This is a genomic window from Lacrimispora algidixylanolytica, from assembly GCF_003609635.1.
GTDB lineage: Bacteria > Bacillota > Clostridia > Lachnospirales > Lachnospiraceae > Lacrimispora > Lacrimispora algidixylanolytica.
Genome location: NZ_MCIA01000001.1, coordinates 573,553 through 589,007 on the forward strand (window position 1 = coordinate 573,553; position 15,455 = coordinate 589,007).

14 protein-coding genes are annotated in these 15,455 nt (G+C 37.5%); 2 read left to right on the forward strand and 12 right to left on the reverse strand.

Annotated features, from left to right (window positions below):
• Window positions 1-17: 17 nt before the first annotated feature.
• Entirely contained in the window at window positions 18-1,151 is a 1,134-nt protein-coding gene (locus BET01_RS02745; protein WP_120195208.1) for a glycosyltransferase, read from the reverse strand.
• Window positions 1,152-1,380: 229 nt separating this feature from the next.
• On the opposite strand from BET01_RS02745, the gene BET01_RS22375 reads away from it, so the two are divergent.
• Window positions 1,381-1,629: an IS110 family transposase gene (locus tag BET01_RS22375; RefSeq protein WP_243117097.1), complete on the forward strand. Its 249-nt coding sequence runs from the start codon at window positions 1,381-1,383 to the stop codon at window positions 1,627-1,629.
• A 547-nt stretch (window positions 1,630-2,176) separates the two neighbouring features.
• Window positions 2,177-2,554 carry a transposase gene (locus BET01_RS21960; protein ID WP_243117098.1) on the forward strand — a complete coding sequence of 126 codons (378 nt, stop codon included), beginning with the start codon at window positions 2,177-2,179 and terminating at the stop codon, window positions 2,552-2,554.
• Window positions 2,555-2,783: 229 nt separating this feature from the next.
• Here BET01_RS21960 and BET01_RS02755 read toward each other — a convergent pair whose 3' ends face one another.
• From BET01_RS02755 to BET01_RS02805, 11 genes are all read right to left on the reverse strand, one after another.
• Window positions 2,784-3,980: a CDP-glycerol glycerophosphotransferase family protein gene (locus BET01_RS02755; RefSeq protein WP_120195209.1), complete on the reverse strand. Its 1,197-nt coding sequence runs from the start codon at window positions 3,978-3,980 to the stop codon at window positions 2,784-2,786.
• The gene (locus BET01_RS02760) at window positions 3,955-4,707 is read right to left on the reverse strand and encodes a glycerophosphodiester phosphodiesterase (protein ID WP_120195210.1); all 753 of its coding nucleotides are present in this window, start codon (window positions 4,705-4,707) and stop codon (window positions 3,955-3,957) included. Before BET01_RS02760 ends, BET01_RS02755 begins: the two co-directional genes overlap by 26 nt.
• Window positions 4,704-6,038: a Gfo/Idh/MocA family oxidoreductase gene (locus tag BET01_RS02765; RefSeq protein WP_120195211.1), complete on the reverse strand. Its 1,335-nt coding sequence runs from the start codon at window positions 6,036-6,038 to the stop codon at window positions 4,704-4,706. Before BET01_RS02765 ends, BET01_RS02760 begins: the two co-directional genes overlap by 4 nt.
• A gap of 890 nt (window positions 6,039-6,928) precedes the next feature.
• Window positions 6,929-7,792 (reverse strand): flagellin Hag, encoded by an 864-nt coding sequence (gene hag, locus BET01_RS02770; RefSeq protein ID WP_120195212.1) that lies wholly within the window; start codon window positions 7,790-7,792, stop codon window positions 6,929-6,931.
• A 241-nt stretch (window positions 7,793-8,033) separates the two neighbouring features.
• Window positions 8,034-9,380 carry a tetratricopeptide repeat-containing glycosyltransferase family 2 protein gene (locus BET01_RS02775; protein WP_120195213.1) on the reverse strand — a complete coding sequence of 449 codons (1,347 nt, stop codon included), beginning with the start codon at window positions 9,378-9,380 and terminating at the stop codon, window positions 8,034-8,036.
• A gap of 185 nt (window positions 9,381-9,565) precedes the next feature.
• Window positions 9,566-9,775: a DUF378 domain-containing protein gene (locus tag BET01_RS02780; protein WP_024837805.1), complete on the reverse strand. Its 210-nt coding sequence runs from the start codon at window positions 9,773-9,775 to the stop codon at window positions 9,566-9,568.
• A 53-nt stretch (window positions 9,776-9,828) separates the two neighbouring features.
• Window positions 9,829-11,343 (reverse strand): ATP-binding protein, encoded by a 1,515-nt coding sequence (locus BET01_RS02785; RefSeq protein ID WP_120195214.1) that lies wholly within the window; start codon window positions 11,341-11,343, stop codon window positions 9,829-9,831.
• 14 nt (window positions 11,344-11,357) lie between these two features.
• Window positions 11,358-12,677, reverse strand: coding sequence for a vWA domain-containing protein (locus BET01_RS02790; protein WP_120195215.1), 1,320 nt, complete (start codon window positions 12,675-12,677; stop codon window positions 11,358-11,360).
• Window positions 12,678-12,705: 28 nt separating this feature from the next.
• Window positions 12,706-13,680, reverse strand: coding sequence for a leucine-rich repeat protein (locus tag BET01_RS02795; protein WP_120195216.1), 975 nt, complete (start codon window positions 13,678-13,680; stop codon window positions 12,706-12,708).
• Between the two features lie 409 nt (window positions 13,681-14,089).
• On the reverse strand, window positions 14,090-14,905 hold the full coding sequence (gene larE / locus BET01_RS02800; protein WP_120195217.1) for an ATP-dependent sacrificial sulfur transferase LarE: 816 nt from the start codon (window positions 14,903-14,905) through the stop codon (window positions 14,090-14,092).
• A 92-nt stretch (window positions 14,906-14,997) separates the two neighbouring features.
• The gene (locus BET01_RS02805; RefSeq protein WP_120195218.1) at window positions 14,998-15,441 is read right to left on the reverse strand and encodes a MarR family winged helix-turn-helix transcriptional regulator; all 444 of its coding nucleotides are present in this window, start codon (window positions 15,439-15,441) and stop codon (window positions 14,998-15,000) included.
• Window positions 15,442-15,455 lie beyond the last annotated feature (14 nt).

Consider the following 15,455-nt stretch of genomic DNA (forward strand, 5'->3'; position numbering starts at 1 on the left):
TCAATCCGCTCCAATTTTCAATTTATAACTTCCAAATTATCAGCATACAATTTTTCAATTTCTTTGATTTGATACTTTATATCATAACCTTTGTCTCTCATGATTTTTTTTGTATTTTCTCTTACATATCCTGCTTCCCATTTTAATGCTTCCTCTAGCCATAAATCTATCTCCAATGGAAGTCTTACTAAATTATTTGTTATTTTTGATTCTTCCGGAGCAAACTCGCTAGTAATGCATTTTAACCCTGATGCTTGTGCTTCTACAAACGTCTGAGCCAATGCTTCAAATCTTGATGGTAATATAAACAAGTCCATGGCTTGTAACAAGTTTTGAACATCATCTCTTAAGCCTAAAAATCTAACTTTTGATTCCAAATGATATTTTCGGACTAAAATTTCAATCTCATTTTTTAGTTCTCCAATTCCAATTAATAACAGAATACTATTAGGAACCTTACTATGATACTTTTCAAAAAATTCTATCGCAAATTCATGGTTTTTTTGGTACTGAAATCTGGCTATCATTCCTACAACAAACTGTTTTTGTAAATTCATTTTATTTCGATATCTTATACGAACGCTTTGATTAAAGTAGAATTTTTCTAATTCAATGGCATTCGGAATGATTTTAATTTGTTCCTCAGGGATGTTTTCTCCATATAACCATTCTGCAGCATTTCCAGCACAAGCCCAAAAATCCGTCGCAATATAAGGCGTTACTTTTTTTTGCCAACTATTATGCAAGATTCTGGCTTCCTCCCGCGTCATTCCAATGGGAATATGGACATCTGTATTATGCGCATGTACAATCACTTTAGAAACTCCCCTTTTTTTTGCAATTTTTTCAACTGCAAATCCTCTCCACCAACTAGTATGTAAATGTACTATATCATAACCATCATCAAAAACCTTATTAATTTCTTCCTCAAATTTCAATATATCTTGTTCACTATAAATGGAAATATAATGAATTTTACACCCCTGCTCTTCTAATTCTTGTGCAAAATCAAGACTCTTACTCATTGTTGCAAAATCAAATTGAAAGCGATCCTTATCTATTGCATTCCATATTCTCAAAGCATACTTTGTAATTCCTCCACCGCTATTAGCGATAGAGAAATGTAATACTTTAATTTTCTTACTTTCCATTTTTCCCTTGTATGATGATTACATAAGCAAAACACCATAACTTCCTTTCTTTTTTGTATTGTAGTTATAATACATTCAGATACTGTGGACTTTTAATTTTCACCTGTATCTTTGACTACTCAACAGAAGTGTATTGGCACTACCTTTATATGAATGCTTTATTAGCTGGATGTGCCAGGGGCGATCTCCCAAGTACCTATTTCAATCAAGTCTACGATGATAATCGTTGGTGGATACCACCGTATCATATCTTTATAAAAGGAGGGACGACCTCATAATTTACGTTTGCATTGATATTGCTAAACTCAATCACTTTGCCTCAGCCATATCTTCTGATGGTGAAATACTCATCGAGCCGTTTAAATTTACTAATAACGCTGAAAGATTCCAATTGTTGATATCCAGATTCTATAATTTCCAGTCTGATAACATCATCGGTCTTGAACCCACAGCACATTATGGCGACAACCTTGCTTGATACCTTGTTGCCAATTCCTCAATGTATGTGTTGAATCCCATTAAGACGTCTACTAAGCGTAAGAACAACATTTGCAAAACCAAGATCGACAAGGCCGACACTTACATATCGCTAAAACTTTAATGATGCAGGACTCCGTCAGATTTGTTTCCTATTATGATTTGAATCTGATGGATTTAAAGGCACTTGGTTGTTTCCATCAAAAGACCATTAAGCAGCGGACATTATTAAAAATCCATCTAACTTCTTATGCGGATCAAGTGATTCTAGAACTGCAATACTTTTTTAATCCGGACTACATAAAAAATCTGACTATGCCCTTTTAGGTGAGGCTCTAACACCAAAAGACATTGCTTTCATGCATACGATCATCTTTCTTACCTGCTTTTACTTTCCCCCATGGTCACTTCAGCAACAAAGAAGCAAAAGAAATAAAAGCTCTTAAACAGAAGTCTGTCGGTGCTAACGACAGTACTCTATCCATTCAGATAACCCACTCCATTGCGCAGATTGAATTATTAGCCAATTGAATAGGGAGGAATTTGAGATGGCAGATATCATGACCATTCCAGGTATCGGATACATAAACAGTGGAATGATCCTCGGTGAAACCGGTGATATTCACCGTTTCTCTAGACCTTGTAAATCTCTTGTATTTGCAGGCTTAGATTCTCATGTTTACCAACTAGGTAACTTTTGTACCAAGCGCACCCGAATATCTAAACGGGGATTAAGAGTCCTTCAATATGCACTTATGAATGCAGCTCACAATGTTGTAAAAAACAGTGCCACCTTCAATGCCTATTATGATGCTAAAATGGCAGAGAGCCGGATACACCCTAATGCCCTAGGGCACTATGCTGGTAAACTTGTCAGATTCATCTGGAATATGCTCACTAACGAATTAGAAATTAACCTCAATTAAGAGGTCTGTTTACCAATATCAATAAAATTTTGAAAATGCACCTTAGGGAGCTTTATTTATGTTACCCCTCTTTATTATTGATCGAAAAAAATTATAGCTAATTTATGATTGACTTTTCATAGCTTGTCTCATACAAAATAGTAAAATCATTTTATTCTTAATCTTGTATCGCTACTGCTCACTAATACACAAAGATAAATGGTTACTCATTAATCAAACTATTAATATACTATAATTCCCTTATAACATGTTCAATTAAATTTACAACTCTACCACTTGCACAACCATCTTCTAACACCTCATTTTCACTTAAAAATTCATCAATTTTCTCTTTATACTGTTTAGCATCAAAATTTTCAACATTTTCGATCAATTCATTATTATCCCTAGCCACAGAAAACGGCAAAGAATATATATCCCACATTAGCCCCCCACGTTCCTTTATATACTCTTCCAAATCATCTGCATATATAAAAACAGGTATATACATATTAATAACATCAAATACTGAACTGGAGTAATCGGTTATTAGCGCATCTGAGGCCGCTGCTAACTCATTCATGTCGTCAGCTTGGCTCACATCAATCATGTTTGAAATCCCATTTTTCAAAGGAAATTGGTCAAGTTGTGCCGCTAACTGTGGATGCAGACGTAGGAATACAAACCAGGTCCCTCCAAATTTTCGTTCTAGAACCTCTGTCATACGTGCAAAATCAAGAATGGGTTCTTCTACAAATACCTGACGATCTCCATTTTGACTTCCACCTCTAAAGGTAGGTGCAAACAACGCAATTTTTGTATCTTGCGGTATTCCATATCGTTTACGGAGTTTTCTATATACCTCTTTTCGCTCATTAAAGAAAACATCACAACGCGGAGAACCTGTTTTTATAATGTTACCCGTATAAATAAGTTGATCTGGAATGAATTTTGTACACCACTTCGAATTGGATATTACATAATCTGCAAGCTTAGAGTCATGCTCGCTGACAAGATAAGCCATCTTTGGAAACAGCCTCCCCCTGAATAATCCCAGTGGTTTGAATCCAATTGCAGCATGCCAAACCTGTATGTATAACTGACCTTTTCTTTTCCTTGTACCATAAGCTTTTCTACTATTGTCTATCCACACTTTAGCAGTGGCCAGGTGATACGCTCTTCTCCAAAATGTATTTTTTACTTTTCTGATTCCTTGAGGAAACTGTTTTTTAAAATTATTTACAAGCCATACTAATTCAAGATCATCCTCCTTCTTTAATAGTTCTTCAGCCACATAGCGCGGATTACAGCAATATCCTCCATCTCCTTCAAAGGTAGTAAAAACAATTTTTTTCTTTTTCACTGGAAGCGCCCATAACAACCAATAAGCTAAACTTGTAAAAAAAGCTTTTCTCTTCCGTTTATTGATATACCGCTCCTCTGTCATCTCTTATCTCACTTCCTAAATCAGGTTTATTTGTAATAATTCCATTTACACCCATGTCACATAACCGCCTGATCTCTTTTCCATTATCTACCGTCCAAACATTTACTTCAATTTCTGCTTTTTTTAGAGAGAAAAACATATCATCCCGATCCAGAAGATACCACGCTGGATGAACTGCATCTACAGCATATTTTCTTGCATAATCAGGAACATTTAAGAGCCCATCGCAATAAAGAAATGCTATTTTAGTGTTAGAATCCATTTTCCGAAGACTAAGCACAGATTTATGGTAGAATGAAGAAAACAGAGTTCTCTCTAATACCCCCTTCTCTTTTACCACATTTAATACTTTCACTTCCATTCCTTCATAGGCAAAGATATTATTTTTCAATTCTATATTAAAGAGAAAATCTTTTTTTTGCTTAAATTGTTCTAAAACATCATCTAACAACGGAATTTTAATATCCTCATATTCCGGATGCGTTCTATTGAACTGAAAACATCTCAATTCCTCGAATGTATAATCCTTCACATATCCAATTCCATCAGAAACCCGGCTTATCTCCTCATCATGTACAACTACAAGGTGCCCATCCTTAGTCATCTGCACATCAAATTCGATTCCATCTGCCCCCATATCATAAGCCATCTGAAAGGCTTCCATAGAATTTTCAGGAGAATACTGACTGGCCCCACGATGGCCGTATATTTTAGTCTGATACCTCATTTTCTCATCTCCATAAATTTCTCCATAACTCCAGCCATAGCAATCGATTCCTCTTCCGTAAATTTGTAAGACTTTCTTTCTCCATTGTGAATAAGTGACACAAACTCACTTAATTCATACCGAAGACCGTCACCTAAAAATTTTGCCGTATACTGTTCTTTCTTATAAGCATTCTCAAAACGGACTTCAAAAGATTTTGTCAACCACCAGGGTGACTCCGCAAGAATATAACCCTTGGTTCCTGCAATAATCAACTGTCCCTCTGATTTTACAGCAATCCCCGTTTTCGATAACGCCATGCCTCTATCAAATGTAAAAGAAGCTTTTGTATATAAATCAATGCCTCGTACATCCTTAATACTATCAAAACTCACGCTTTTATATTGTGTCCCCAATAATTTAAAGATCGGAAGCATTGTGTGATTTCCAAATTCTAAAAAACCGCCTCCGTAATTAGGGTCTTTACTCTCTCTGGTTTCCGTATCTGCAATTCTGGTAAAACAAGCCTCCACGTCCACAATATTGCCAATTATACCGCTTCTTGCTACTCCTAAAAGCTGATTAAACCCAGGGCAATATGCCGTCTTTATTGCTTCCATAAGTAAACAATCATTAGCTTTAGCAATCGTATATAGTTCCAATGCCTGTACTCTAGACAAAGCCATTGGTTTCTCACACAACACATGCTTTCCTCTATTCAAAGCCGCCTTAGCATATTCAAAATGAGTTTGATGTAATGATGCAATATATACCGCATCCAAAGGTTCTAAAAAATTTTCAAAGTTTTCCGATTCTGCTCGAATACCAAAACGCTTTCCAAAACGTTCTACACTTTCTCTATGAGGATTATAAGCACTTACCGTTTCAATCCCACTGACAAATTTGGCCTCAGGTATAAAGCGTGAAGCGATACGTCCTGTTCCTACTATACCCAGCTTTATAATAGGGTACTTTTGTTTTCTTATTAAGGTACTGGATATTTCTTTTGTTCTTTCAAGATATATCACCTTACAAAAATCTTTTAAATAATCAAATTCTCCCGTCCAATCAGAGCCAATGGTAAAAATATCTACACTATATTTATGAATATCCTCTACTTTTTGTCCCACATGGTCTTCAACAATTATCTTATCTGCAAACCCAGTTTTTTTTACATTTTCAATTCGATCTATAATAGAGTCTACTACATTTAGTTTTCCACGGGATTCGTCATATTGTTCGGTAGTGACTCCTACGATTAAATAATCTCCTAACTTTTTTGCTCTTTCAAGCAATTTATAGTGTCCTTCATGAAACAAATCAAAAGAACCATATGTAATTACTCTCGTCATAAAGAAGCTCTCCTCTTAATAAAGACTATTTATTACTTCAAGCCTTGTAAATAATTCAAAAAAAGATTCCAAATAGCCTTCTTAGTTTACATGGCATAAAAATCATAATATACAATTATTATATCGACAAATTACAACATATAATTACATATATATCCACTATTTCTCTATATACATTTTTTTCCTTTTTCAGCACCATAATAATTCAGGTCTATACTGAATGTTAGGTGTTCCTAAATAACACACTTCCAACATTATTTTTGTTATAAAAATAAAACTACAAGAAACCTCCCAAATGCATTATCAGGATCAGTATTTTATGTCAACGAAGATAATCGATTAAAGATCCATCCTAATTATAGTGAGTCATTACTAAACTTGGGAGATATTTTAGCAAAATAGTTTTTCACACAAATTCTTCTTTAAACTTTTCTTTGAAACACACTCTGCTAAACAGCCTGTCCTTGGTGTGGTTGGCGATTTTTTATTAGCCTTTATTAGGAAATAATGATTTTCGATATCCATCTGTCTGAAGCTTACCAAAAGCATCAACAAAATTCTATGACTATATTACCAACGACAAGGATTATAGTATCACGAAAGGTTTATAATGAGATTAAAGTATTAAAGCAGAGTTCATATGAAATCCAATAATTCAAACAATTCTGAACTCAGATACTTCATTGTGCATCATAGAAAAAATGGTTAGGAAATGGAGACTATTTACTTGCTCAAAAACAACATTTAATAGGACCAACAATTAAAACAGCTCGAAATAAAATAAAGGAGTGAGCTTCCAGGAATCTCAGCCCAAATATTGACGATAAATCTCAAAAAGGGATTGTTGCAATTTGCAACAATCCCTTTTGTTAAATATATAACATTTTCAATTATTTTAATAACTGAAGAACACCCTGTGGAACCTGGTTTGCCTGAGCAAGCATAGCCTGAGAAGCCTGTACAAGAATATTATTCTTTGTATAGGACATCATCTCTTTAGCCATATCAACGTCACGGATACGGCTCTCTGCTGCTGTCATATTCTCAGAAGCAACGCTTAAGTTGTTAATAGTATGCTCAAGACGGTTCTGAACCGCACCAAGCTTACCACGAGCAGTAGATACCTTATCAATTGCTGCTTTAACTTTCTCAGCGGCTGCACTAGCCTTAGATGCTGTCGTAATATCAACTGAATCAGCAGTCTTATTGATTCCTAAACTCGTTGTATTCATTGCATCAATGTTAAGAGCAATCTGATCATCAGCTGTAGATGTAGCACCTATCTGAAGAGTAAGTGCAGCAACCTTGGTTCCTGAAACGTTTTTACCATCCAAATCGCCATTTAACAGCTTCTTTCCGTTAAATGAAGTAGTAGTTGAAATTCTATCAATTTCAGTACTTAACGCATCAAACTCCTGCTGAAGGTTACCACGGTCTACTGAATCTTCATAAGTTCCGTTTGCTGACTGCTGTGCTAACTCTACCATACGATTTAACATGGAATGAACTTCTGTTAAAGAACCTTCTGCAGTCTGAATTAAAGAAATACCATCATTAGCATTCTTAGATGCAGTCTCAAGACCTGTGATCTGAGCTCTCATCTTTTCAGAAATAGCAAGACCAGCTGCATCATCACCTGCACGGTTGATACGGTAGCCTGAAGATAATTTCTCTAAGCTTTTGGAAACAGTGTTGTTATTGCTTGATAAATTTTTGTAAGAGTTTAAAGCTGCGATATTGTGTTGAATTCTCATTGTTGTTACCTCCTTGGATTATGTCGGGGACATCCTTTCCCCCCATTTAATTATTTCAAACTTTTCATTCGGGCCCTGAATGAAAGTTAAAAACCTATTTAGCATATAAATTTTCAGTACACACATCTTTCATTGAATCTGTGTACTAATCATTATATCGGCGCTTTTTTTTTTTTCTTAATACTTAAATTTATTTTTTTATTTTCTAGGTGATACCTTGTTTTACCTGCTCCCATAGTTGTTAGAAAGAATCTCCAAAAAACTTTATTTTATTTTCATTAATAAATTCTTGTTCTTTTACAGTAAGAAGTTCAGATATCTTATTCTCAAGGTTTTTATAACGCATCTTATGGCATACCCTAATTAAGTACAATTTATTTTTCGCTTGCAAAAGATCATATAACTTAGAGAGGAAACCCAAAATAGCGTCAGTAGCTTCTTTCGTCTCTTCTCCACCCTTAAACAACTGAATAAGTTCAATTATAATTTCTTCTCCATATGGTTCTATCCGCAAATAAAGTGTACCGTACCTCACAGCATCCTGTATATGACCTAATGACTTATGTGCATAGAAAAGCTTTCCGTATATGTACGAAAGATCTCCTGCCATATCTAAAACTCCATCTTTTTTGTACTGATCAATACGATTTAATGCTAATTCAAGATAACTAATTCCCTGCTGCACTTTTTCCTGGTCAAGCATCCAACGCCCTAACCAATATTCAATATCTGGCGACATACAATTACTTTTAACTGCTTTACGATAGACATCCATCACTTCTTCTTCATTCATAACTCGACTATAATATTTTAACTTAATTAAATTGCTAAAAACCATATCCACACGTTCTTGTAAACTAATAGTCTCAATGTGGTCAACAACCACATTATATACTTCCTCTGCCCGTTTTACTTGCTTATCTGCCATCAGAGAATCACCAAGATATGCCCACAATTCATAGTTTTCAGGATCTTGTTCTACCTCCTTTTCCAGGAGAGTAATATTACGTTCTAGTTTATGTGTCTTCTCATATGCTTTCCATGAGTATCCTGTATGATAAATAATAAATTGATTACTAGCGTCAATAGAACTCGGAGCTTGATTCCCAGATACAAGAAGATGTTCATGAATTCGCTTGTGATAACGCAACCTGGGATCATTACTGAACAGCCTAGCATGACTTGCCATAGACGCTATCTTTCCTTCGTCATCTAGATTGGCTAGAGATGCTCTTACAATCAGTGGAATCTTAAGTTTTTTTCTTTGTTCTTCTATTTGTACAAGCAATGGTATAATTTTTGTTACATCATCTTCCTGAAAATATTCATCCGCATCTAAAAATGCAATCCAGTTTCCCGTCGCTTGCTCAATTGCAAAATTTTTAGCAGCAGCAAAATCATCAATCCACTCAAAGCGAAAAACCTTTGCTCCCATCTCTTCTGCAATCTCTACCGTTCTATCGGTAGAACCTGTATCCACAACGATTTGTTCACAAACAATGGATTTCCCCCAAGTTAATGCTCTCTGTATATTTTCTTCTTCATTTTTTACTATCATGCATTGTGAAAGCCTAATCTTGGTTTTCATAAAAAGAGTCCTCCTAGCTAGATTGCCTTATACTATAATATCTTATCGTCAAACTTATAATTTAGGATAAGGCATTATGCCTTGTTTTCTTAAATCCATTTCTTATCTTCAGACAAGATAAAAGGCATTGCTCATGATACAAAACAGAATCATGTAGCAACGCCTTTTTCTTAACCCAAACACTATCAGTCTGCTCTAGCCTCATTATGACCATAAAAGGTAAGCAGGTACAACCCGCAGATCCCTACCAGGCCGTACACAATCCTCGTAATCCATGTCATGTTACCGAAGATAAATGAAACCAAGTCAAAATTAAAGAAGCCTATCAGTCCCCAGTTTACTGCGCCGATAATGGCAATGGTCAGAGCTGTGTAATTTAATGCTTTATTTCCCATGGCTCTACCTCCTTTTCTTTAATATTATTGGGCAGAGCTAAAGATTTTATACATTATTTCCCCAAACTATCAATCCGTGACTTCAATTCATCTTCCCGGTCTTTAAATAAAAGCTTTTCATTATACTGATAATATCTTTCGCAGTCATATTCTTTTAAAAATTTAACACTATAATAGCCTGTATTTAATTCAGTGACAAACACCACCATCTCCTGGCCATCCATAAAAGCTGCTTCCATAAAATCAAACGCATGCTCCAGAGATTTCCCACCATCAGAAAGTAGCTTCTCATACCGCTCGTTCTCTTCCTTAAAAAGCTCCCGTATCCGCTCCCAAGATGCATTGATATCTATAATCTCTTCCTGTTCCAAAGTCTCTTCATACCTTGCAAGTATAACTTCCACATCCCTGGACAAATAATCCTCTCTCCGATTAACAAGCCCAGCTTCCCGCTTTTTATCCCAAACTTCCTTCCAATCGTTTCGTAAAACGGAAATCCGCTTATGCATAGATTCTTCCAAAGAGCTGTCTGTTTCCGGATTTATCTTTTTAAGCTCGTCCATCAAAAGGCTGGTTCGATCCGCTTGATCTGCCACAGCCCGAAACTGCTGTCCAAGCTTTGATAGCAAAAGTCCAATGACATTTAACTTTTCATCAAATGGCGCCTTATTTAGCTTATTGCAAAGACTCTCCCGAATCACTCCAGATAAAATCTCATCAATCTGGTAATCATCCTGGTACTTATAGTATAGGTGGAGATAGTTTGTAAAATCCTTAGCAATTTTAGGAAATTGAATGTATTCTCCCACCACATCCCGGTCTACCGTCTTCTCAATGCGCTCACAAATCTGGATAAAGCGAGATAAATCTTCCCAACCTCTTGGAGTGGCAAAGAATTTGCCATCAACCGTGGTCTCAATCCGGCAGAAATTCTCCGGTCTGGCATTCAAATACGATATCACCGCAGAGTGAAGGTCATGTTCATAAGCATAAGCTTTCCAGACTTCAAAATCCGGTTCAACCTGAATGAGCTTAATTCGGTCCAGAGTCACTACATCAAAATCCCGGACCGATTTATTGTATTCCGGGGGATTTCCAGCGGTAACGATGACCCAGCCTTCCGGAATCTTATGATTTCCAAAAGTCTTATATTGTAAAAATTGAAGCATGGTCGGAGCAAGGGTTTCAGATACGCAGTTGATTTCGTCAATGAATAAAATCCCTTCCTTCAGTCCAGTGCTTTCCATTTTTTCATAAACCGAAGCTACAATTTCGCTCATGGTGTACTCGGTCACCCGGTAAGTTTCATTTCCAAATACCTTATCCCTGATAAAAGGAAGCCCTACGGCACTCTGTCTGGTATGGTGAGTAATGGTATAAGCCACCAGACCAACCTGAGATTCCCTGGCGACCTGTTCCATGATCTGGGTTTTTCCCACGCCAGGAGGTCCTATCAAAAATATAGGCCTCTGCCGCAAAGAGGGTATTTCATAATTTCCATAAGCATCCTTTAACAAATAGGCTGCTATGGTAGTTTTAATTTCTTCTTTTGCTCGTTTTATATTCATGGCAGTTTCTCCTGTTATGAAAGATTTAAATCTTCCTCCGTCAATATCACTTTCATTGCCCAGCCTGGAACTGAAATATCCTCATATTGTCCTTCCATAAACACGAATGCCGTGTCATAGGGAGGCATGCTAATCGGATAAATTCCTTTTCCATCTGTAAAATAAAGCAGGCCCCGAAGCTTTTTAAAAGCCCCCTTGTTTAAGAGTCCACTTACATATTCAAAGGCCGGTCTAAAATCCGTTCCTCCAAACCCACTTAGGGTGAAATGTTCCATATAATCCTTCATTTCCTCCTGGCTTGTTATGGTCACGTCGGAGCGAATCTCTTCATCACACTGTATGATGTGGATGTTGACCTTTCTAAAATAGCTCTCAGACTCCGAAAGCACTCCATACGTCTCTTCTAAAAAACGTTTCACCAGATCCCCGGATACAGACATGGATGTGTCGATAGCGATTACAAAATCTTCTATTTTAAAAACTTCTCTTGTTTCCAATGGTTCAATTAATGGCATATTTTTATAAAGCGTCATTCCATAGGTGTAAAAAATGGGATCAAAGGAATCAGGATCGACCTCTGCCTCTTCTCGAAGCACTGAGAACTTCTTCAAAAATCGTTTGTAGTCATATCGCTCCCTGTTTTCTGCCTTGATCTGTTCCAGAAGGTCTTTGCCAGATGAGGCGTTCTCTTCTCCAAAGGACTCCATCTCCGTCTCCATCTTTTCCCGCATCTCCTGCCACTGGTTCTGACGCTGGGTAGTAACCTTAGGATCTTCCTCCTCATCCCATCGTTCGTGGCTATCCACAAAGAATTCTCCAGCCATTCGGATTAATTGTTCCTGGGTCAGATTCATTTCCGTCAGGTCCTTATAAATTCCTTCTGCGGTAAACACCTTTCGTTTGGCTGTGATTCTGCCGTAGATCTCTCTGCGGTAGGCCGACTGATGTTGGTATACTGATTTTACATAAAAGCTGTCCAAGATGGATTCAATGGTTATGTCACATGCCACATCCCAGAGTATCTTATCCCTATTTCCCTTTCCTCTTAGATGACAAAACAAGCAGTGGAACAGCATGTGAAGATAAGCCCGGTTCACACGAATCCGACTGCTTTTGTACATAGAAAACAAAAGATCAGGCTGATAGTAAATGATGAAACCATCTGTGGAAAGCACATTTCCTGTTCTATCTGCTTCAAAAACAAAGCTGCTTAAAGCCACATCAAGATAGCGAAAATTAAGGTAAAGCTCATTTCTGGCATTGATTAATATGCCATGCCCTATTTCCACCTCTTCAAGCTCTGCTAACTGTCTTTGTCTTACTGGATCGATCATGCACATCACCTGCCTTTCTTCTTTTTAATCAAAGGGAAAATTCCCGTTTTTTTGCTGGGAACCTGCGGCGCCTTAAGTTCATTAAGTGGCTTAGAAGCTCCGGACGATCCATTTTTGAGGCCATTTCTACAATGGAATCAAATTTCACCTGATCCCTGCCATACTCCTTCATCATCCACAAAAACATAGTTTCATCTTCATTTATCGCAAGCTTTGATACTCCTTCTAGATGTTCCAGCAAGTATGCTTCGTACACCATTTTATCGTGATACAAAAGATTCATGGGAGTGTAGAGGCGATTTATGACCAGATCTCCGATGACGGACTCTGATTCCTGTACGAGTAGATGAGGAAACAGGCCATCGTATTTATGAAACTGAAAATCTGCCTGATCAAAGCAATACCGGTATAAGTGTCCGCAGCCATGCATTTCCCGGATGATAATCCGGGCTGGGGTGTGTTCTATGGATTCCTCATACAGTTCCGGAAAAACAAGTCTGGCATTGCCCTGACTACTGTTATAGTTTACAAAAAGCTTCTGTCTTAATTCAGATAGAATTTCCTTTAAGCAGGACCGTTTTCCCTCCACTAGATGGATATCTAAATATCGCATGCCCGAACACCCGGTAAACAGGCCAGATCCTAAATCTGCAATAGCTGCACTGCATTCTAATCGAGTCAGTTCAAAGCAATTATAAAATGCGTAATTTCCTATTTTTTCAATGGTCTCCGGCAAATATATTTCCTTAAGCCCTTCCAGACTTATGGCTGGCGGCAGATCCTCTTTTTTTGTCGATATGGGATTTCCCTCTTCATCACACAAGAGCACTTCCTCTTTTAACGAGGAGAGCATCTCTTCCCTACCCCAACCTCCCGAAAATGCATAGGACGAAAGCTCGGTTACGGAGAGTCCTCCGATCGTTTCTGGTACTCTTATGGATCCATTAAAACCTCTGTATCCTAAGATTCGCACCTGGTCATTTATATTCTGATATAAAAACATATCGAAATCCTTTCCAGTAATGGTTTAACAAATCAATATAACAGAAAAACGAGGAAAAAGCAATGGGTATTCGTCCCAAGACCAGGAGTGCTATGGACCAGAATGACAATAGACCGGAAGCTGCTGCAAAGTACTACCAAACATTGCAAATGCATACACATGTGCCAGAAACATCTGCGTCTACATCTTCACATAAAAAAGTGCCTTGACTGGTTTTTAAAAGCCACGTTCAAAGCACCTTTTTACAAGAAGAAATCATATGGGTTATAAGTTTTTAATGTAAGTCAGCCCATAATTCAATCCTTTTTCATGATCCCTTTTAAGCTGAACCACTTTTAAAATAACAGTACTCTATCTATGCCCTTAAAAATAAATAAATCGGACACTTAGTGACTTTCTAATGCCTTATTTATGATACCGTGGTTTCTTCCAATGTAGCATTCATGCTTCCCATTCGATACCCATCTAAGTCCATGGCGATATAGGAGAATCCCAATTCGTGGAAGTATTCGGTAAATTCTTCTCTTCTTGCCACAAGGCGTTCCAACTGGGAAGGAAGAACTTCAATTCTTGCAATGGTTCCGTGAATCCTCACTCTGACCTGATAAAAGCCCATATCAAGAAGACGTTGTTCTGCTTTGTCTACCATAGAAAGTTTTTCCCTGGAGATCGTCTCTCCATAGACGAAACGGCTGGAAAGGCAGGCAAAGGACTGCTTATCCCAGGTTTTTAAATCCATCTCCTTTGACAACTCCCTGATATCTTCTTTTGTAAGCTCAGCATGACGCAGAGGGCTTTTTATGTTCAACTCCGCTACCGCAATCAGGCCTGGGCGGTAATCACCGTTATCATCAAGGTTCGAACCTTCTGCGATCTCCTTGATCCCCTGCTCCTTTGCAATCAAAGCAATCTTTTCAAACAGCTCATGTTTGCATAAATAACAACGGTTCTTTGGATTGCTTTCAAAGCCTTCGATGTCCAGCTCTTCACTATCTACGATAAAATGTCTGATTCCTTCTTGTTCACAAAATGCGATTGCTTCCTTAAGTTCCCGTTCCGGAAAGGAACAGGAACGGGCGGTTACTGCAATCACCTGATCCCCCAGCACCTCATGAGCTGTTTTTAAAAGAAAGGTGGAATCCACTCCAGAAGAAAATGCCACCGCAAGACTTCCCATCTCTTTGATATAATTTCTTAATACTTCCCTTTTTTCCTGTAATTTCATAAGCACTCCTTATTCATTCACCGACGATATTCTTACTAAAATTATAGCAGTCTGGGGTGTCTCATGTCAATCGATCATGGGGACAGACTGATCTATTTTTCTTTCTTATTATAAGATTCCAGATTCACGCACATCCGTGTCATAACCTTTAAATATACATCAAATTCTTCCTGGGAGATACCGTCTGATACGATTCCTTCAAACAGCTCAAATACTTTTTTGATTTCTTTTGCCTCTGCCGTTCCCTTATCAGTCAGGCAGATCAAAAAGGAGCGTCTGCAATCGGGATTATTCTGTCTAGTGAGCAGACCTAAATTTTCAAGCTTATCTAAGTTCCTTGACATGGTAGTCGCTTCAAAGTGGCAGCTATCTGCCAGTTCTTTTTGAGTGATATTGTCTTTTAAAAATAAATAATATAAAATCCTGGCCTGCCCTTGTCCAGGGGTAAGACCGAGTTCAGATAAAAGTGGTGAAAATATCTGCTTTCTTGCTCTTTCTCCTCTTACCATTAATTCTCGAATGGATTCATTGCTCATTCATTTCCTCCTTT

Excerpts from the sequence above, each read along its gene's own strand:
- BET01_RS02795 (WP_120195216.1), bottom strand. The coding sequence starts at position 13,680 with ATGTTTTTATATCAGAATATAAATGACCAGGTGCGAATCTTAGGATAC.
- BET01_RS02765 (WP_120195211.1), bottom strand. The coding sequence starts at position 6,038 with ATGACGAGAGTAATTACATATGGTTCTTTTGATTTGTTTCATGAAGGA.
- hag (WP_120195212.1), bottom strand. The coding sequence starts at position 7,792 with ATGAGAATTCAACACAATATCGCAGCTTTAAACTCTTACAAAAATTTA.
- BET01_RS02775 (WP_120195213.1), bottom strand. The coding sequence starts at position 9,380 with ATGAAAACCAAGATTAGGCTTTCACAATGCATGATAGTAAAAAATGAA.
- BET01_RS02755 (WP_120195209.1), bottom strand. The coding sequence starts at position 3,980 with ATGACAGAGGAGCGGTATATCAATAAACGGAAGAGAAAAGCTTTTTTT.
- BET01_RS02805 (WP_120195218.1), bottom strand. The coding sequence starts at position 15,441 with ATGAGCAATGAATCCATTCGAGAATTAATGGTAAGAGGAGAAAGAGCA.
- BET01_RS02760 (WP_120195210.1), bottom strand. The coding sequence starts at position 4,707 with ATGAGGTATCAGACTAAAATATACGGCCATCGTGGGGCCAGTCAGTAT.
- BET01_RS02780 (WP_024837805.1), bottom strand. The coding sequence starts at position 9,775 with ATGGGAAATAAAGCATTAAATTACACAGCTCTGACCATTGCCATTATC.
- BET01_RS02745 (WP_120195208.1), bottom strand. The coding sequence starts at position 1,151 with ATGGAAAGTAAGAAAATTAAAGTATTACATTTCTCTATCGCTAATAGC.
- BET01_RS21960 (WP_243117098.1), top strand. The coding sequence starts at position 2,177 with ATGGCAGATATCATGACCATTCCAGGTATCGGATACATAAACAGTGGA.
- larE (WP_120195217.1), bottom strand. The coding sequence starts at position 14,905 with ATGAAATTACAGGAAAAAAGGGAAGTATTAAGAAATTATATCAAAGAG.
- BET01_RS02790 (WP_120195215.1), bottom strand. The coding sequence starts at position 12,677 with ATGATCGATCCAGTAAGACAAAGACAGTTAGCAGAGCTTGAAGAGGTG.
- BET01_RS02785 (WP_120195214.1), bottom strand. The coding sequence starts at position 11,343 with ATGAATATAAAACGAGCAAAAGAAGAAATTAAAACTACCATAGCAGCC.